General features: G+C 60.2%; 17 protein-coding genes. 8 read left to right on the forward strand and 9 right to left on the reverse strand.

Annotated features, from left to right (window positions below):
- Positions 1–66 precede the first annotated feature (66 nt).
- From ORL50_RS26260 to ORL50_RS26290, 7 genes are all read left to right on the forward strand, one after another.
- A complete protein-coding gene (locus ORL50_RS26260; RefSeq protein ID WP_266019319.1) occupies positions 67–1,314 on the forward strand; it encodes an SfnB family sulfur acquisition oxidoreductase in 1,248 nt (415 codons plus the stop codon).
- A 38-nt stretch (positions 1,315–1,352) separates the two neighbouring features.
- The gene (locus tag ORL50_RS26265; protein ID WP_266019321.1) at positions 1,353–2,546 is read left to right on the forward strand and encodes an SfnB family sulfur acquisition oxidoreductase; all 1,194 of its coding nucleotides are present in this window, start codon (positions 1,353–1,355) and stop codon (positions 2,544–2,546) included.
- Positions 2,546–3,904: an LLM class flavin-dependent oxidoreductase gene (locus tag ORL50_RS26270; protein WP_266019323.1), complete on the forward strand. Its 1,359-nt coding sequence runs from the start codon at positions 2,546–2,548 to the stop codon at positions 3,902–3,904. The genes ORL50_RS26265 and ORL50_RS26270 overlap by 1 nt, the downstream gene beginning before the upstream one ends.
- Before the next feature lie 74 nt (positions 3,905–3,978).
- Entirely contained in the window at positions 3,979–4,788 is an 810-nt protein-coding gene (locus tag ORL50_RS26275) for a MetQ/NlpA family ABC transporter substrate-binding protein (RefSeq protein WP_266019325.1), read from the forward strand.
- Between the two features lie 2 nt (positions 4,789–4,790).
- The gene (locus ORL50_RS26280; protein WP_266019327.1) at positions 4,791–5,912 is read left to right on the forward strand and encodes a methionine ABC transporter ATP-binding protein; all 1,122 of its coding nucleotides are present in this window, start codon (positions 4,791–4,793) and stop codon (positions 5,910–5,912) included.
- Entirely contained in the window at positions 5,902–6,546 is a 645-nt protein-coding gene (locus ORL50_RS26285) for a methionine ABC transporter permease (RefSeq protein ID WP_266019329.1), read from the forward strand. Before ORL50_RS26280 ends, ORL50_RS26285 begins: the two co-directional genes overlap by 11 nt.
- Positions 6,547–6,687: 141 nt before the next feature.
- Positions 6,688–7,317, forward strand: a complete 630-nt coding sequence (locus ORL50_RS26290) for a class I SAM-dependent methyltransferase (RefSeq protein ID WP_266019331.1) — start codon at positions 6,688–6,690, stop codon at positions 7,315–7,317.
- Positions 7,318–7,400: 83 nt separating this feature from the next.
- On the opposite strand, the gene ORL50_RS26295 is transcribed toward ORL50_RS26290, so the two are convergent.
- The 9 genes from ORL50_RS26295 to ORL50_RS26335 form a co-directional block, all read right to left on the reverse strand.
- The gene (locus ORL50_RS26295; RefSeq protein WP_266019333.1) at positions 7,401–10,454 is read right to left on the reverse strand and encodes an efflux RND transporter permease subunit; all 3,054 of its coding nucleotides are present in this window, start codon (positions 10,452–10,454) and stop codon (positions 7,401–7,403) included.
- Entirely contained in the window at positions 10,451–11,518 is a 1,068-nt protein-coding gene (locus ORL50_RS26300; RefSeq protein WP_266019334.1) for an efflux RND transporter periplasmic adaptor subunit, read from the reverse strand. Before ORL50_RS26300 ends, ORL50_RS26295 begins: the two co-directional genes overlap by 4 nt.
- The gene (locus ORL50_RS26305) at positions 11,515–12,618 is read right to left on the reverse strand and encodes an efflux RND transporter periplasmic adaptor subunit (protein WP_266019336.1); all 1,104 of its coding nucleotides are present in this window, start codon (positions 12,616–12,618) and stop codon (positions 11,515–11,517) included. Before ORL50_RS26305 ends, ORL50_RS26300 begins: the two co-directional genes overlap by 4 nt.
- A 198-nt stretch (positions 12,619–12,816) precedes the next feature.
- Positions 12,817–13,599, reverse strand: coding sequence for a MetQ/NlpA family ABC transporter substrate-binding protein (locus ORL50_RS26310; RefSeq protein WP_266019338.1), 783 nt, complete (start codon positions 13,597–13,599; stop codon positions 12,817–12,819).
- A gap of 263 nt (positions 13,600–13,862) precedes the next feature.
- The gene (locus tag ORL50_RS26315) at positions 13,863–14,792 is read right to left on the reverse strand and encodes a sigma 54-interacting transcriptional regulator (RefSeq protein WP_266019340.1); all 930 of its coding nucleotides are present in this window, start codon (positions 14,790–14,792) and stop codon (positions 13,863–13,865) included.
- Between the two features lie 53 nt (positions 14,793–14,845).
- The gene (locus ORL50_RS26320) at positions 14,846–15,427 is read right to left on the reverse strand and encodes an alpha/beta hydrolase (protein WP_053160698.1); all 582 of its coding nucleotides are present in this window, start codon (positions 15,425–15,427) and stop codon (positions 14,846–14,848) included.
- Between the two features lie 285 nt (positions 15,428–15,712).
- A complete protein-coding gene (locus ORL50_RS26325; protein WP_003220570.1) occupies positions 15,713–16,114 on the reverse strand; it encodes an ExbD/TolR family protein in 402 nt (133 codons plus the stop codon).
- Position 16,115: 1 nt separating this feature from the next.
- Positions 16,116–16,841 carry a MotA/TolQ/ExbB proton channel family protein gene (locus tag ORL50_RS26330; RefSeq protein WP_266019356.1) on the reverse strand — a complete coding sequence of 242 codons (726 nt, stop codon included), beginning with the start codon at positions 16,839–16,841 and terminating at the stop codon, positions 16,116–16,118.
- A 44-nt stretch (positions 16,842–16,885) separates the two neighbouring features.
- Positions 16,886–17,701, reverse strand: a complete 816-nt coding sequence (locus ORL50_RS26335) for an energy transducer TonB (RefSeq protein ID WP_266019358.1) — start codon at positions 17,699–17,701, stop codon at positions 16,886–16,888.
- A 459-nt stretch (positions 17,702–18,160) separates the two neighbouring features.
- On the opposite strand from ORL50_RS26335, the gene ORL50_RS26340 reads away from it, so the two are divergent.
- Positions 18,161–19,114, forward strand: a complete 954-nt coding sequence (locus tag ORL50_RS26340) for a LysR family transcriptional regulator (RefSeq protein WP_266019360.1) — start codon at positions 18,161–18,163, stop codon at positions 19,112–19,114.
- The last annotated feature ends 22 nt before the right edge of the window (positions 19,115–19,136 follow it).

Below are 19,136 nucleotides of genomic sequence, written 5' to 3' on the forward strand. Positions count from 1 at the left end.
GGTCCGGAACACAATCACCCCAGTGCAGAACGCCAGGGCATTGCGTGCAGCCAAGGAGTGGCGCTGATGTCCAGTCTGGCAGATGCACTAGTCCAGAGTGATCTGGACATCGCCATCGCCCCCTTGGTATTGCCAGCACAGGTCTTGCGCAACGATGCGCAAGCCATCAAGGCCGCCCATGAACTCGCGCAATCTGCGCGACTGCAAGCGGCCCGGCGTGACCAGCAGCGCAAGTTGCCCTGGTCGGAAATCGAACAGTTCACCCGCAGCGGCCTGGGCAGTATTTCGATTCCCCGCGAGTACGGCGGCCCACAGGTTTCGTTCGTGACCCTGGCCGAGGTGTTCGCAATCATTTCTGCGGCCGATCCGGCATTGGGTCAGATCCCGCAGAACCAGTTCGGCATCCTTCACCTGCTGCTGGGTAGCGCCACCCAAGCGCAGAAAAAACAGCTGTTCGCAAACGTGCTCGAAGGCTGGCGAATCGGTAACGCCGGCCCCGAACGCGGCACCAAAAACACCCTCGAACTCAAGGCGCGAATAACCCCCAACGGCGACGATTTCGTCATCAATGGGCAAAAATTCTATTCCACAGGCGCACTGTTCGCCCATTGGGTCGCGGTCAAGGCGCTTAACGACGACGGCAAGCAGGTGCTGGCCTTCGTCCGTCGTGGCACCCCGGGTTTGCGCATCGTCGACGACTGGTCGGGTTTCGGCCAGCGCACCACCGCCAGCGGCACCATCCTGCTGAACAACGTGCAGGTTGAAGCAGAACTGGTGGTGGACAACTGGAAGATCAACGACAAGCCCAATATCCAGGGCGCCGTCTCGCAGCTGATCCAGGCCGCAATTGACGCCGGGATCGCCCGGGGCGCCATCGACGACGCCATCGAATTTGTGAAAACCCGCGCCCGGCCGTGGATCGACGCCAATGTCGAGCGAGCCAGCGACGACCTCTATGTAATCGCCGACATCGGCAAGCTGAAAATCGAACTGCACGCCGCCGAAGCGCTGCTGCGCAAGGCCGGCAAAGTCCTCGATCAGGTCAGCGCCGCACCGCTCACTGCCGAATCCGCAGCCCGCGCCTCCATTGCCGTGGCTGAAGCTAAGGTGCTGACCACCGAGATCTCGCTGCAGGCCAGCGAAAAACTCTTCGAGCTGGCCGGCAGCCGCGCCACCCTCGCCGAATTCAATCTCGACCGTCACTGGCGTAACGCCCGGGTGCACACGCTGCACGATCCGGTGCGCTGGAAGTACCACGCCGTCGGCGCCTACCAGTTGAACGGCACCTTGCCGGCTCGTCACTCCTGGATTTGACGACCAGAACACTTTTGACCAGATCTCTGGAGAAGCACATGCCTCTTTCTCACCACGTCGCGGTCTTAACCAGCGATGAGCAAGCCTTGGTCGTCGCTAGTGACCTGGCCGATGATTTCAAACGCGACAGCGCCCTGCGCGACCGCGAACGCCGTTTACCGCACCCTGAACTCGAAGTGTTTTCCCGCTCTGGCCTGTGGGGCATCAGCGTGCCGAAAGAGTATGGCGGCGCCGGCGTTTCCAACGTCACGCTGGCCAAGGTCATTGCCCTGATTGCACAGGCAGACGGCTCCCTCGGACAAATTCCGCAGAACCATTTCTACGCCCTCGAAGTACTGCGGGTGAACGGCAGCGCCGAGCAGAAAAAACGCCTGTACACCGAAGTCTTGGCCGGCCAGCGCTTCGGCAATGCACTTGCCGAACTGGGGACTAAAACCGCCCATGACCGCGTCACCAGGCTGACTCGGGAAGGTGACGGCTATCGCATCAATGGCCGCAAGTTCTACGCCACCGGGGCGATCTATGCCCAGCGCATCCCCACTTCGGTGGTAGATGAGCACGGAGTTCAGCAGCTGGCATTCGTGCCGCGTGACAGTAAAGGCCTGACGGTAATCGACGACTGGAGCGGCTTTGGCCAGCGCACTACCGGCAGCGGCTCGGTGGTATTTGAGGATGTGTTTGTCGCAGCCGAGGACGTGATCCCGTTTCAAAGCGCTTTCGAACGACCAACAACGGTCGGCCCCCTGGCACAGATTCTCCACGCCGCCATCGACACCGGCATCGCCCGTGCCGCCTATGAAGATGCGCTGCACTTCGTGCGCACCAAGACCCGGCCGTGGATTGACGCCACCCACGAAAAAGCCACTGACGACCCGCTGACCCTCAAGAGTTTCGGCCACTTGAGCATCCGCCTGCATGCGACCGAAGCACTGCTGGAACGCGCTGGCGAATATCTCGACAAGGCCCAGGCCGACAGCAACGCCGAGACCGTCGCCGCAGCGTCCATCGCCGTCGCCGAAGCCCGCGCCATCAGCACCGAAATTTCCCTCGCGGCGGGCAGCACGCTATTCGAATTGGCCGGCAGCCAGGCGACCCTGATCGAACATGGTCTGGATCGCCACTGGCGCAACGCGCGGGTACACACCCTGCACGACCCGGTGCGCTGGAAATATCACGCCGTGGGCAATTACTACCTCAACAATGAAAACCCGCCACTGCGGGGGACCATCTGATGACCGTCGGCAAAAAGAAAATCCTGCTCAATGCGTTCAACATGAACTGCATCGGGCACATCAATCATGGCCTGTGGACCCATCCACGGGACAACTCGACCCAATACAAAACCATTGAATACTGGACCGAACTGGCGCAGCTGCTAGAGCGCGGACTGTTTGATGGTTTGTTCATCGCCGACATCGTCGGCGTGTATGACGTCTACCAGAACTCGGTAGACGTGTCCCTCAAAGAGTCGATCCAGTTGCCGGTCAACGATCCATTGCTGCTGGTTTCAGCCATGGCCGCCGTCACCCGCAATCTTGGCTTCGGCCTGACAGCCAACCTGACATATGAGCCGCCGTACCTGTTCGCCCGGCGCATGTCGACGCTCGACCACCTGAGCCGCGGCCGGGTCGGCTGGAACATCGTCACCGGCTACCTGGACAGTGCCGCCAAGGCCATGGGTTTGAGCGAACAGGTCGAGCACGACCGCCGCTATGACCAGGCTGATGAGTACCTGCAAGTGCTCTACAAACTCTGGGAAGGCAGCTGGGAAAACGGTGCGGTGGTCAACGATCCCGAGCAGCGCATCTATGCGCAGCCCGACAAAGTGCACAAGGTCGAGCACAAGGGCGAGTTCTATCAGGTCGAGGGCTATCACCTCTGCGAACCGTCACCGCAGCGCACCCCGGTACTGTTCCAGGCGGGCAGTTCGGATCGCGGCTTGCTGTTTGCCGGGCGTCACGCCGAGTGCGTATTCATCAGCGGGCAGAACAAGCCGTCGACCAGGGCCCAGGTGGACAAAGTCCGCGCCAGCGCGGTCGAGGCGGGGCGCAATCCCGAGGATATCAAGGTGTTCATGGGCCTGAACGTGATCGTTAGCGAGACATCGGAACTGGCCTGGGCCAAGCACGCCGAGTACCTGAGCTATGCCAGTGCCGAAGCTGGCGTCGCGCATTTTTCGGCCTCCACGGGCATCGATTTTTCCGATTACGAGCTCGATGAGCCGATCCAGTACGTGAAGAGCAACGCCATCCAGTCGGCGACCAAAAACCTGCAAAACAACGACTGGACCCGACGCAAATTGCTCGAGCAACACGCCCTGGGTGGCCGCTACATCACAGTGGTGGGTTCGCCTGCGGAGGTTGCGGATGAACTGGAATCCTGGATCGCCGAGACCGGGCTCGATGGCTTCAACCTCACGCGCATTGTCACGCCGGAAAGCTACGTGGATTTCATCGACCTGGTGATTCCGGAGTTGCAGCGGCGTGGGTCGTACAAGACCGCGTATGACGACGGCAGCCTGCGGGAAAAGCTGTTTCACGCGCAGGCGCATTTGCCTGAGCAACACATCGGCTCCGAGTTCCGACGCTAAAAGCATCGCGAGCCGGCTCGCGATGAGGCCCTACCTGACAACCTGAATTCAATGCCCTGACTGGAAAAACCATCATGACCAAGAAAACACTCTCTCACCCAGTCAAAGCACTGGCCCTAGCCCTCGGCCTGTTCAGCTCGGTGACCTTCGCCGCTGAAGCACCGCTGAAAGTCGGCACCACCGCCGCCTTCGCCATTCCCCTGGAAGCCGCAGTAGAAGAAGCCAACAAACAAGGCCTGAAAGTCGAACTGGTCGAGTTCAGCGACTGGATCGCCCCCAACGTTAGCCTCGCCGCCGGCGACATCGACGTGAACTACTTCCAACACATCCCGTTCCTGGAAAACGCCAAGACCGCCGCAGGTTTTGACCTGGTGCCATTCGCCCCGGGGATCATCAACAACGTTGGTCTGTACTCGAAAAAATACAAAAGCTTCGATGAGCTGCCGGAAGGCGCCACCGTCGCTATCGCCAACGACCCAATCAACAGCGGTCGCGGCCTGCAACTGCTGGCCAAAGCCGGCCTGATCACCCTCAAACAGGGCGTCGGCTACAAAGCTACCGAAGAAGACATCGTCGCCAATCCGAAGAACATCAAGATTCTGCAGGTCGAGGCGGTGCAGTTGGTACGCGCTTACGATGACGCCGATCTGGTGCAGGGCTACCCGGCCTACATCCGCCTGTCCAAGACCTTCGATGCCGGCTCCGCCTTGCTGTTCGACGGCCTCGATCACAAGGAATACGTGATCCAGTTCGTGATCCAGCCAAAGAGCAAGACCGACCCGCGCCTGATCAAGTTCGTCGACATTTACCAGCACTCGCCCGCCGTTCGCGCAGCTCTGGATAAAGCCCACGGCAAGCTCTATCAAGCTGGCTGGGAAAGCTGATAATGACCGCAGCCAGCCAACTGCGACTGGATATTCCAGAGCAACGTAATGCGCACCAAACCGAGCTGCACCCGGACCTCAACCGCGCCCATGTGCGCTTCGTTGGCCTGGGCAAAACCTACAACGGCCAGCAGGGTCCGGTCGCCGCCCTGCACGGCATCGACCTGGCGATCCAGCGCGGCGAAGTGTTCGGCATCATCGGCCGTAGCGGCGCTGGCAAGTCGTCGCTGATCCGCACCATCAATCGCCTTGAACAACCAAGCAGTGGAAGGGTGCTGATCGATCAAGTGGACATCGGCGAGTACGACGAAGACCGCCTGGTAACGCTGCGCCGGCGCATCGGCATGATCTTCCAGCACTTCAACCTGATGTCGGCCAAGACCGTGTGGCAGAACGTTGAACTGCCGCTGAAAGTCGCCGGGGTGCCCAAGGAAAAACGCGAGCAGAAGGTCCGCGAATTGCTGGAGCTGGTCGGCCTGGAAGGCAAGCACAAGTCCTACCCGGCGCAGTTGTCCGGCGGGCAAAAACAACGCGTGGGCATCGCCCGGGCGCTGGTGCACGACCCGCAAATCCTGCTGTGCGACGAGGCCACTTCGGCACTTGACCCGGAGACCACGCAATCCATCCTCGGCCTGCTGCGCGAGATCAATCAGCGCCTGGGCCTGACCATCGTGCTGATCACCCACGAGATGGCGGTGATCCGCGATATCTGCGACCGAGTGGTGGTGCTGGAGCACGGACGCATCGTTGAACAGGGCCCCGTGTGGGAAGTCTTCGGCAACCCACAGCACGAAGTCAGCAAAACCTTGCTCGCCCCCCTGCAACACGCGTTGCCGCAGGAATTGCAGAGCCGTTTGCAGACGCAGCCACAGTCAGTGGATGCGGCGGTGGTGCTACGCCTGCAATTCACTGGCAGTACCACTGACGAGCCTGACCTGGCGGCGCTGTTCAGCGCCCTCGGCGGTCGCGTGCGCCTGCTGCAAGGTGGCGTGGAACGGATTCAGGGGCATGCCCTCGGGCAACTGCTGCTGGCGGTGTCAGGCTCGACGCTAGGTGCAAAGGAATTACGCCAACGCGCCGGACAATGGGCGCAACAGGTAGAGGTGCTTGGTTATGTGGTTTGATCGCTTGCTGCAAGGCTTTATCGATACCTTCCTGATGGTGGGCGTGTCGTCGTTGATCGCGTTGCTGGCGGGCATTCCGTTGGCGGTGATCCTGGTCACCAGCGCCAAGGGCGGCATCTACCAAGCACCGGCGCTGAACCGCGCATTGGGTGCGTTCGTGAACCTGTTCCGCTCGATTCCATTTTTGATCCTGATGGTGGCATTGATTCCGTTCACTCGACTGATCGTCGGCACCACCTACGGCGTCTGGGCAGCCGTGGTGCCCCTGACGATTGCCGCTACACCATTCTTTGCGCGGATTGCCGAGGTCAGCCTGCGCGAGGTAGATCACGGGCTGATTGAAGCAGCGCAAGCGATGGGTTGCCGGCGTTGGCACATCGTCTGGCATGTGCTGCTGCCTGAAGCGCTGCCGGGGATTGTTGGCGGGTTCACCATCACCCTGGTCACCATGATCAACTCCTCGGCGATGGCTGGCGCGATTGGTGCGGGTGGGTTGGGCGACATTGCCTACCGGTACGGCTATCAGCGATTCGATAGCCAGATCATGTTGACGGTGATTGTATTGCTGGTGGTGTTGGTGGCGATTATCCAACTGGGTGGCGATCGCCTGGCACGGGGCTTGAACAAGCGCTGAAACAGGATCAAGAGATCGTAGCCTGCGCCGGCCCCTAATGGGTTGTCCTTGAGACCGCCATCGCGAGCAGGCTCACTCCTACACTGACCGTGCTCGCGATGGCGTATATTCGGCGCATCCCCATTGCCCGCGCAGCCCACCATGAAACAGACCCCCGACGACCTGGAAAAAATCACCTCCACCACCCTGGGCCATTACAACTCGGTGGCCGAGGGGTTTCGCGAGGGGACTCGTGATCATGATGTCAGCCAGAATATCGACGCATTGCTGCGGCACATCCAGGGCGCCGCGCCGTTCGACGTTCTCGATTTTGGCTGTGGTCCGGGTCGTGATTTGCAGACGTTCACCCGCATGGGGCACATGGCAGTCGGCCTCGATGGCTCTGAGAAATTTGCGCAGATGGCGCGCGCAGACAGCGGCTGTGAGGTCTGGCAACAGGACTTTCTGAAGCTGGATCTGCCGGCCGAGCGCTTCGACGGGATTTTTGCCAATGCGGTGCTGTTTCATATCCCGCGCCAGGAACTACCTCGGGTGCTGAAAGAGTTGCACAGTACGTTGAAGCCGGGAGGCGTGTTGTTCAGCTCCAATCCTCGTGGTGAGAATCAGGAAGGTTGGAACGGGCCGCGGTATGGGGCGTATCACGACTTGCAGGCGTGGCAGCAATTGCTGACCGAGGCGGGGTTTGTGGAGCTGGAGCATTACTACCGGCCGGCAGGGCTGCCGCGGGAGCAGCAGCCATGGTTGGCTAGTGTTTGGCGTAAGCCGGTTTAGTCTGACAGGGCCCCATCGCGAGCAGGCTCACTCCTACAGGGGACCGTGTCCGCCGGGCAACTGTAGGAGTGAGCCAGCTCGCTTTATTGCGCTTCTGGTTTCGGCTCGCGAATCTTGTACCAGGCCACATACAGCGCCGGCAAAAACAGCAGCGTCAGCAATGTGGCGATGATGATCCCGCCGATCATCGCGTAGGCCATCGGCCCCCAGAACACTTCCCGGGCGATCGGGATCATCCCCAGGCTCGCCGCCGCCGCCGTCAGCAGAATCGGCCGGCGCCGGTGTTCCGTGGCTTGCACCACCGAATCCCAAGGCGAGTAGCCGTCCTTCTCGAACGCTTCGATCTGCGTCACCAGGATCACCGAGTTGCGGATGATGATACCGATCAGCGCGAGAATCCCCAGAATCGCCACAAAGCCCATCGGCGTGCCGGTCGGGATCAGCGCCAGCACCACGCCGATCAATCCGAGCGGCGCGACACTGGCGACCAGGAACAGCTTCTGCACGCTGTGCAGTTGAATCATCAGGAACGTCGCCATCAGGAACAACATCAGCGGCACGACCTTGGCGATAGGGCCCTGGGCCTTACCGCTCTCCTCGACAGTACCGCCGGTTGCGACCTTGTAGCCGACCGGCAACGTCGAAGCAAATTGTTCAATGGCCGGCTTCAGTTGCTTGACCAGGTCAGTCGGCTGAATTTCGTCACGCACCGCCGCCTTGATGGTAATCGTCGGCTTGCGGTCACGGCGCCAGACCAGCGGCTGCTCAAGCTCGTACTGCACGGTAGCGAACGACAGCAGCGGAATCGACGTACCGCTTGGGGTGACGATCTGCAGGTTCTGCAGGGTCTCCGGCGTGCCGCGTTCGGCGTCCACTGCGCGCCCCACCACGTTGATCAGATAGATATCGTCATCCACCTGAGTCACGGGGGCGCCCACCACAATGCTGTTCATCAGGTTGGCCACGTCTTCCGAGGACAGCCCCAGCTGCCGCGCCTTGTCCTGGGCGATGTCGATGCGCAGGACCTTACCCGGCTCGTTCCAATCGTAAATGATCTCGCCGATGTGCGAGTTCTTGTCCAGCTCGGTCGCCAGCGCGATCGCGTGTTTGCGCACTTGATCGATGTCCTTGCCGCTGACCCGGTACTGGATCGGACGCCCGACCGGCGGGCCCATTTCCAGGGCCTGCACGTAACTGCCAATGCCGACGAAATCCTTGCGCAGACGTTCACGCAAGCGTTGGCTCAAGGCTTCACGGGATTCCAGGCCCTTGCTGACGATGACCAATTGCGCGTAGTACGGGTTCTGCAATTGCTGGTCGAGGGGCAGGTAGAAACGGATCGCCCCTTCGCCGATGTAAGTGCTCCAGCGCACGATGTCCGGATCGCCCTTGAGTGTTTCTTCAAGCTTGTTCACCGCCTTGCGGGTTTCGGCAATGGAGGCGTTCTGCGGCAGGTTCAGGTCGACCAGAATTTCCGGACGGTCCGAGGACGGGAAGAACTGGTTCTGCACGAACTGCATCGAGAACACCGAAGCCACGAACAGCGCGATGGTGATGCCAATCGCCCACCAGCGATTGCGCATCGCCCACAACATGCCGCCGTTGAACGCCCGCCCGATGCGCCCGGGTTCGGCATTGTGCGGCTTCACATTGGCACTGAGAATATGCACGCCAATCACCGGGGCAAACAGTACGGCCACCACCCATGACACCAGCATCGCCACTGCAATCACCGCAAACAGGGTGAAGGTGTACTCACCCGCCGAGCTGGCGTTGAGGCCGATTGGCACAAAACCGGCCACGGTCACCAGCGTACCGGTGAGCATTGGGAAGGCCGTCGAGGTGTAGGCGAACGTCGCCGCCTGTTCCTTGGTTTCGCCCATTTCCAGGCGCGTGACCATCATCTCCACCGTGATCATTGCGTCGTCCACCAGCAGGCCGAGCGCGATGATCAAGGCGCCAAGGGAGATCCGCTGCATGGTGATGCCGCTGTACTCCATGAACACAAAGACCATCGCCAGCACCAGCGGAATCGAGCACGCCACCACCAGGCCGGCACGCACGCCGAGGCTGATGAAGCTGACGATCAGCACGATCACCACCGCCTCGAACAACGCGCTGGTGAAGCCGCCGACCGCTTTTTCCACCACTTCAGCCTGGTCGGAAACACTGTGCACGCCCACGCCCACCGGCAGGTCGGCGGTGAGCTCTTCCATGCGCTGATGCAGGGCCTTACCAAACTCCTGGATGTTGCCGCCCTTCTTCATGGCGATGGCCAGGCCGATGGCCGTCTGGCCATTGAAGCGGAATTCCGGGGTTGCCGGGTCTACATAACCGCGGCTGATTTCGGCGACGTCGGCCAGGCGATAGAAACGATCATTGAGTTTGAGATTGACGTCAGCCAGGTCTTTTTCCGAAGCGAACTGGCCGGAAGTGCGTACCGAGATACGCTCAGGCCCCGCTTCGATCACACCTGCAGGAGTTACCGCGTTCTGTGATTGCAGGCTCTGTACCACCTGGCTCTGATCGATGCCCAGCGCCGCGAGTTTGCGCGTGGAGAAGTTCAGGTAGAGCACTTCATCCTGCTCGCCAACCATCTCGACCTTGCCCAGCCCCGGTACATCGCGGATCTGCGCGCGGACCTGTTCGACGTAGTCGCGCAACTGGCGCAGCGACAATCCATCTGCGGTGAAGGCGTAGACCGAACCGAACACGTCACCGAACTCGTCGTTGAACCCCGGCCCTTGAATACCCCGCGGAAAATCCCCGCGGATGTCATTGATCTTCTTGCGCACCTGGTACCAGATTTCCGGAATGTCCTTGGCACTGGTGGTGTCGCGCAGGTAGACGAACACCGTGGACTCACCGGGCCTGGTGTAGCTTTTCACGTAGTCGAGGGAGTCGAGCTCCTCGAGTTTTTTCTCGATGCGGTCAGTGACCTGCTTGAGGGTTTCCTCTTGGGTCGCGCCCGGCCAATTGGTCTGGATGACCATGGTCTTGATGGTGAACGAGGGGTCTTCCTCGCGGCCCAGGTTCATGTACGAGAACACGCCCATCAGCAGCGCGACGAACATCAGGTACCAGACAAACGACTGATGCTTGAGGGCCCATTCGGATAAATTGAAACTCCCTTTCATTGTGGGCTTTCCTCGTCGATTTTCACTTTTTGCCCAGGTTTCAGGCTATTCACGCCGGCACTGACCACGCGTTCGCCAGACTTCACGCCATCGGCCAGCACCACGCTGCTGTCAGTGCGGCTGATGAGATGAACTTCTCGCGGGGAAACGGTTTGGGTTTGTTCATCGATCACCCAGATCTGCGACTTGCCATCGACCTCATGCAACACACTGACCGGCAATTCGATACGCGGTTTGATCGCCGAGCTGATGGTCACACTGATGGCCGTGCCCAGGCGAAAGCCCGGTGGCGAGTCGGTCAGGGTCAGGCGCGCGCGTCGGGTGCGAGTGGCGCTCTGTGCCTGGGGCTCGATTTCGCGAACGATGGCGGTGGTGGTGACTCTCGGGTCCAGCTGCGCGGCGACCTGAAACACCGCGTCCTTGGGCAGCTGCTCGACCAAGGTGTCCGGCAGATCGATCACCGCTTCCTTGATGTCCGGCTGCGCCAGGGTCACCACTTGCTGACCGGCTGTGACGACCTGGCCGGCTTCAGCATTCCACGCGGTGACGATGGCCTTGTGGTCGGTGCGCAGCTCGACATAGCCGAGCTGGTCCTTGGCCTGGTCGACGGCAGCCTTGGCTTGATCAAGTGACGCCTGGGTGGTCTTCAGATCAGTCTGGGCGATGTCCAGTTGAGCTTGCGCACCGACCCCGCGATTGAACAGCTCCTGCTGCCGTCGGGCATTGGCCTGGGCATTGATCAACTGCGCCTGGATCTTCGCCAGGTCGCCCTGGGCAGCCCGCAACTGGTTCTGCTGATCCGTGGGGTCGAGGGTGGCGAGCAAGGCGCCCTTCTCGACTTCGGCGCCGACATCGACATTACGGCTGGCAATGCGCCCGGGCACGCGGAAACCGACGTTGGTCTCATAGCGCGCCTGGATACTGCCAGCGAAGCGCCCGAGGTTTTCTTCATTGAGCGCCAGCACCTTGATCGACAGCACCGGACGTACCGGCTCCGGTGGCGGTTCTTTCTCCGAGCAGGCGGTCAGCACGACCCCAGCTAAAACCAGCAACAGGCGCTTCATGGCTGGTTCCCCACTTCAAGATCCTTATAAGTGTTCTCGGCGATTTCCACTTTCACCCCAGGGTGCAGCAATTGACCGCCGGCGATGATGACTTTGTCGCCCGCATTCAAGCCGGCGCTGACGATGACTTTGCCGGTCAGGTAACGGCCGACGGTGACCGTATGCAACTGCGCCTTGCCCTCTTCGTCCACTCGCCACACGGCAGGCTCGCTGATGTTTTTGGTCAGCGCCGACCACGGCAGGACCACGGCCGACTTGCCCGGGGTCTTGGCTGTGGCGCTCACCACCGAACCGAGTTGCATGCCCTCTGGCAAACCATGAAGGGTGACCTTGACCTGTACGGTGCCGGTTTGCGCCGAGACTGCCGGGGTGACTTCGCGCACGGTGCCGGTGGTCTTGATCGACGGGTTGTCGAGCAGGCTGACGACCACCGTTTTGTCTTCCGGGGCTTCGGTCAGCAGCGATTCATAGACGTTGAACACCGCATCGCGCTCGCCGTCCCGGGCCAAGCTGAAAATCGGCACCGTGGCCTGCACCACCTGGCCGACTTCAGCCTGGCGCGCGGTAATCACGCCTGGTGCGTCAGCGATCAACGAGGTGTACCTCAACTGTTCACGGGCATTGGCCAGTTGCGCCTGGGCAGCCGTCAATGCACTTTGGCTGCTGCGCAACGCGGCCTGGGCGGAATCGAATTCGCTCTGGCTGGTGTAGCCCTTGGGCAGGAGTTTTTGCTGGCGCACGAACGCCGCAGCAGTCTGTTTGACCCGCGCCTGTTCAGCGGTCACCTGGGCCTGCGCCGAGTCGACGTTGGTCTGCAAGTCCTTGGGGTCCAGCTTGGCCAACACCTGCCTGGCCGTGACACGGTCACCGACATCGACCATGCGCTGGATGATCTTGCCGCCGACCCGGAACGAAAGTTCGGTCTGCACCCGTGCCTGGACATCCCCCGTGAGGGTTACCGTGGCCGCGTAATCCGCCGGTTTCACCTCCTGCACAAATACCCGTGGACGGTCCTTCTCGACCGGTTTTTTGTCACCGCAGGCAGTCAGCAAAGCCAAAAGGCTCAACCCAACCACCAGTTTCAATCCGGGACCAGCCATGCAGACTCCTTTGCGTTGTACGGGCGTGCGAATGTCGATACGACTGTGAGCTTAGAACAGGGTTCCAAGGGCGCCTCTGATGGGCGTCAAATATACCGCAACGCCTGAGTCCAGGCGCTGGCACCTATCAGGATGCCAGGCACAAAAAAAACGCCGACGCTTTACAGCCGTCGGCGTTTTCAACCGCAGGACGATCGATCAGAACGCAGGCAGTACCGCGCCGCTGTATTTCTTCTCGATGAACGCCTTCACTTCCGGGCTGGTCAACGCCTTGGCCAGTTTCTGGATGGCTGCGCTGTCCTTGTTGTCCGGACGGGCCACCAGGAAGTTCACGTAAGGCGAATCGGCACCTTCGATGACCAGTGCATCTTTAGCCGGGTTCAGGCCGGCTTCCAGCGCGTAGTTGGTGTTGATCATGTCGAGGTCGACCTGATCCAGAACACGCGGCAGCATGGCCGATTCGAGTTCCTTGAACTTGAAGTTGTGCGGGTTCTTGGCGATGTCTTTCGGGGTAGCCAGGGCGTTTTTCGGGTCTTTCAACTCGATCAGGCCGGCTTTCTGCAGCAGGATCAGGGCACGGCCGCTGTTGCTGCCTTCGTTCGGGATAGCGATGGTCGCGCCGTCTTTCAGCTCAGCCAGGCTTTTGACTTTCTTCGAGTAACCACCGAACGGTTCGACGTGTACGCCGATCACGGTCACCAGGTTAGTGCCTTTGCCTTCGTTGAAGCTGTTCAGGTACGGCAGGGTCTGGAAGTAGTTGGCGTCCAGACGCTTCTGATCGACCTGTACGTTGGGTTGAACGTAGTCGGTGAAGACTTTGATTTCCAGGTCCACGCCTTCTTTGGCGAGGGTTGGCTTGATCAATTCCAGAATCTCGGCGTGTGGAATCGGGGTCGCCGCAACCACCAGTTTCTCGCCAGCCTGGGCCAGGCCCGCAGTCAGGGCAGCCGCCAATGCGGTGAACAACAGAACCTTTTTCATGCAGTGTCCTTATCGAAAATCGCGGTCGTCATCGACGACGGCTAAGAGTACGAGTGCCAGTGAAGTGCTATCGCTGGCGTGACGCGGACAATACCGGGATTTTTTATTCCGGAACAATATCTTTTATTCACTTTGATATTCCATTTTGTTCATACACGACCTCCCCCACATCTACTGTAGGAGCTGCCGAAGGCTGCGATCTGTTGATCTCGGCTCTATCAGAGCCTCCTACAACATCAAGAGATCGCAGCCTCCGGCAGCTCCTACAAAAGCCCACCTTGCTCAAGTAGTAGTTGCAGCGCCGCCTTGTCGGCATTGGACCCCTTCTCCAGTAAGAGTTTGAGCTGCTGCTCAATCAGCTCAAGCGCACTCGGCACCTGCGGCAGATTTAAATGCTCCGGCAGAATCTCGTCTCCCGTGCTCACCAGCAGCGCAAAGTGAATGACGTTTTCCAGCTCCCGGGTATTACCCGGCCAGCTATGGTGCTCCAGCACCTGTTGCGCGGCCTCGCTGATCAGCGGCACGGGCAGGTCCAGACGCTGGCTGTAGATGCCGAGGAAATACTCGGACAACGACAGAATATCGCCCACCCGTTCACGCAACGCCGGCAGCTCCAACTGGCCTTCGCTGAGGTAGTGATATAAGCGTTCGTGGAATTTGCCGGCTGCCACTGCCTGCGCCAGGTCGATGCTGGTTGCCGCCACCAGCCGTACATCCACCGGGCTCGGCTGATGCGCGCCCACCCGGGTGACCTCGTGATTCTCCAGGGCCGCGAGCAGTTTGATTTGAATTGGCAACGGCAAGTCGCCGATTTCGTCCAGATACAAGGTGCCGCCATTGGCTGAACCAAACCAGCCCGCTCGGCTGCTCGCTGCACCGGTGTAGCTGCCGGCTGCATAACCGAACAATTCGGCATCGGCGTAGGTCGGGCTGATAGCGCCGCAATTGACCGACACGAACAGCCCGCCCCGATCGCTGGCCCGATGGATATGGCGCGCCAGCAGCTCCTTGCCGCTCCCGGTTTCGCCACGAATCAGCACGCAAACCGAGCGCGGCGCCAATTGCTCAAGCTCCTGGCGCAATTGCCGTGAACGTGGATCGACAAACACCAACGCCTTGGCGCGGATGCTCAGGGGGCTTTTTTCGGCGTCGGGAAAGGTCAGCAGCGGCTGACCGAAGGTTTCAAAACTCATGGCAGACTCCCGCCCAAAACCGCCGAAGGACGGGGGCGTTTAAAAAAGAAAAATCAGGCGCGACGCAGGGCGTGATGTTCCATGCGGTTTTGCAGGCGATACAGGTAGGCAAAACCTTGTTCCCAGCGCTGGTGGCCGGACTTCACATTGATGTGCCCTGCACCCGCCAGAATCCCCGCTTCGGCACCCCAGTTGCGCGCCAGCTCCAGGGCCCGTGGGGCACTGACGGCGCTGTCGTTATCGGAGCTGACGACCTGACTCGGAAATGGCAGCAGGTCCGTCGGAATCGGTGCGAAATTGCGCAAGGCCGGTGCGCAGGCCGGACGCTCGACATCCGCAGGAGCGACCAGCAACGCGCCACGCACCTGACGCAAAAATTGCACCGGCGCTGCAGCAGCCCAGTGGGCAACCGTGATGCAGCCCAAGCTATGCGCAATCAGGATCACCGGTGTGCTGTCGGCGGCTATCGCCTCCGCCAGCGCGGCAACCCAGTCTTCACGACGCGGCGTCAGCCAGTCGGCCTGCTCCACCCGTGCGCTGTTCGGCAAACTGTTCTGCCAGTGGCTTTGCCAATGATCATCTGGCGATCCTTGCCAGCCCGGCACAATCAGGTAGCGAATTGATTCGTTGCGCATGGGGAACTCTCCTGCTGCGTGTCTGTTACTGACCGAGTATAGGGAGTGGATTTATATTCGTTAAGGAATAAGAAGCTATTTATTAAGACCAATAAAGAATATGAAGTCGCCACTGTAGGAGTGAGCCTGCTCGCGATTGCGCAGTGCCAGGCGCCGATCGTTGACCGACCCCGCGCCATCGCGAGCAGGCTCGCTCCTACAGGGTTTTTGCGGATTGGCACGCATCGAGGATAAAAAAAGGGCCGCACCCTGCCAAGGAGACGGCCCCGGAAAAACTTGAATCTGTCAGCGCGCAGTAATCACCGAAAGCTTGGTAATGCCAGCTCGCTCAATCGAAGCCATCGCCCGCGCCACTTCGCCGTAATTCACCCCGTCATCCGCCTGCAATTGCACACGTACTTCCGGATCCTTGGCTTTGGCCGACTTGAGGTTGAACTCCAGCAGATCGGGCTGGATTTCATCCTTGTTGATAAACAGCTTGCCGGCGCCATCGATGCTCACCACCAGCGGATCCTTCTGCTCGACCGGCGCCACGGCTTCGGTCTTGGGCAGGTTGATCGGAATGGCGTTGGTCAGCAGCGGCGCGGTCACAATGAACACCACCAGCAGCACCAGCATCACGTCCACCAGCGGTGTCACGTTGATCTCGCTCAGCACCTCATCGCTGTCTTGCGTGGAGAAGGCCATATCAGGACGCCTCCTTCACTTTCTGCGAACCACCTTGGGCTGCAACCTTGTGCGCCGTCGGATGGACCAGTACGCGGAACGAACTCTTCTGCGCCAGGCTGTAGAAGTCATGGGCGAAGTCATCCAGGTCCGCCGCGGTCAGTTTCAGGCGACGCAAAAAGTAGTTGTAAACCAGTACTGCCGGCACAGCGACGGCAATACCCACGCCGGTCGCGACCAGTGCCGCACCAATCGGTCCTGCCACCGTTTCAAGGCTGGCCGAACCGGCCGCGCTGATTCCTTTCAACGCTTCCATGATTCCCCACACCGTGCCGAACAAACCAATGAACGGCGACGTACTACCAATACTTGCAACCACGGCCAGGCCGGTTTCCAGCGACCGGCGCTCACGCACGATCTGCTGGCGAAGGGCTCGCTCGAGGCGATCCTGATGGTTGATCGCCTGGCTCAAATCCGCTGCGTGTGGCGTTTCTCCGACCTGGATCGCCGCGTAGCCGGCCTGGGCCACCCGCGCTGCTGCACCTGGTTGGGTTTCAGCCAGCTCCGCCGCCGAATCCAGACTCGATGCCGCCCAGAACTGCTTGTGGAACTTGCGATCCTGCGCTTTAAGGCGGCCGAACTGCACGCCCTTGAGCAAGGCCAGACCCCAGGTGGCCACGGAAAAAACCACCAGCAGCCAGATCACCGCGCTTTCGATGGACTCAAGTGGAGATGCCAATAACGTCATGATGAATTCCTCGTGTAAACGTTTCGCGTGATATAGGTTTCGGTTTAATGAATCTTGAAATCGATTGGCACGCTGACCCAGCCGTCCTGGGCGACATCACCCTGCTTGGCGGGCACGAAACTCCAGCGCTTCACGGCGCTCAGCGCCGCATCGTCCAACGCATCGCGACCACTGCTTTTCTGGATCTGAATTTCGCCGGGCTTGCCACTGGCGAGCACATGCACCCTTAACAACACCGTGCCTTCCCAACCACGACGCTGGGCCAGCGACGGATATTCCGGCGCCGGATTTTTCAGGTAGCCGGCATTGGCTGATGCTGGCGTTACCGGGGCCGGCGCGGGTGGAGCTGGCGGTGCTGGGGCGGCAACCGGTGCTGCTGGCTGCGGCGGCGCGGGTGGCTGCTCGACGGCCTTGGGCACCGGCTTCGGAACGGGTTTGGCGACCGGTTTTGGCTTGGGTATCGGTTTAGGCGGTGGCGGCGGTTTCACCGCGAGCTCGTCCTCTACCGGCGGCGGTGGCTCGACGACGGGCTGAACAGGCGGCGGTGGTGGTGGCGGCTCGACAACAGGTGGAGCCGGCTGCGAAAACTCGATGGTCATCGGCGGAATTTCCGGCGGTACCACTGGCAGCACGGCGGTTGGCTGCTGGTTGACCCAATAGATCACCGCACCGTGCACCAGCAACGCCAGCACCCCGAGCAGAATCGTTTCCCGCCGACTGAGAATGCCCTTGGGTGCACGCTGCAAACGCAACTGCCCCAGTGGCACGCGATGCACCCGGCCGATATCGACCAACTCGCCACCTGGCCCCTGGCGCCACAGCACCTCGTGTGCACTGGCGGCAGTCTGGACATTACCCATTGATTTACTCCTGCGGTCTCTTTGCGGATAACCCGATAGGCCGGACCTGACATCCCCCGTGCGACGTATCGACGGAGCGATCATTGAGCTAGACGCTTATCTCTGAAAGTAATCTTTAAAGTTATGGATAGATCAGAAATGAATATGAGAACCCACTGGATGCCGGCAGCCCTTATGAATCAAGGGCTCTGCAGGAAACGCCTGAGCGGCATGCCTTTTCGGCATGAAAAATATTCCCCGTAGGCATCGTTTAGAGGCTGTTCAACGCCAATTAAACAGAAGCGACGCGCATTGAACGGGGAGGTCGTGGAGGAGACTGAATACGCTCTATCGATATTCAATTTAGATCTATTAATTTTATATATTAAAAGTTGACGGAATAAGCGCGTTGCATCTACAACCCTTGCCAACCCATGTTGCAAATGCCTTCAAGCAATTTTAAGGATGCCGGAACAGCATATGGATCTACGCCAATTGCGTTACTTCATCGCGCTCAACGAACACCGCAGCTTCGTGCGCGCAGCAGACGCCATGGGCATCACGCAACCGGCGTTCAGCCGCAGCATCCAAGGTTTGGAGCAGGAGTTCGGTTGCGTGCTGGTCGATCGCGGCCACAAGGATTTGCGCCCGACTCCCGAGGGTCAGGTGGTGCTGCAACATGCACTGACATTGGTCCAGGGCGCTGCGAAGCTGAGCGCCGAAGTGACGCAGATGACCAAACTCGATGCCGGCGAACTGCGGTTTGGTTGCGGGCCCGTGCCTGCAGTGAAATTGGTGCCGGACGCGGTGGCACACTTCATCAACTCACACCCGAAAGTGCGTACCTGTTTCCAGGTGGACAACTGGGAAAAACTCAGCCGTGCGCTGAGCCGCGAGGAGATCGAGTTTTTCATCGCCGACATCCGCCACTTCGAAGCCGACCCCAACTTCCAGACCCAGGCGCTGACGCCCAAACGGGGGGTGTTTTTCTGCCGCCCAGGGCACCCTTTGCTGGCCAAGGAAAGCCTGTCGACCAACGATATGTTCGACTATCCCCTGGCGACCACACTAATTGCCCCGGGCATCCGAAAATTGCTGGCTAACCTCAGTGGGCGAATGGATTTCACGCCGAGCATCGAAACCGAGCATTTTCCGGCGTTGATGAAGATCGTGCTGCAGTCGAATGCGATTGGTGTGGGGACGCAGGAGGCATTTGTCGAGGAAATCGCCAAGGGCTCACTGGCCCTGCTGCACTGGAGAAATTTGCCGCAGAACATCGATACGCTGAATACCCGATGCGCGATTGTGAGTCGCACGGGGTACCGGTTATCACCGGCGGCACGGGCGATGATAGAGACCTTGGTGGCGGTGGATAAGCAGCAGGTCAGCGTCACCGTTCAGGCGCCCCTCGCGAGGAGGCTCGCTGCCACGTAAAGTGAGCTTGCCCCCTCGCCAC

Origin of the sequence: Pseudomonas sp. RIT-562, assembly GCF_026241895.1 — a bacterium.
Lineage (GTDB): Bacteria > Pseudomonadota > Gammaproteobacteria > Pseudomonadales > Pseudomonadaceae > Aquipseudomonas > Aquipseudomonas mandelii_F.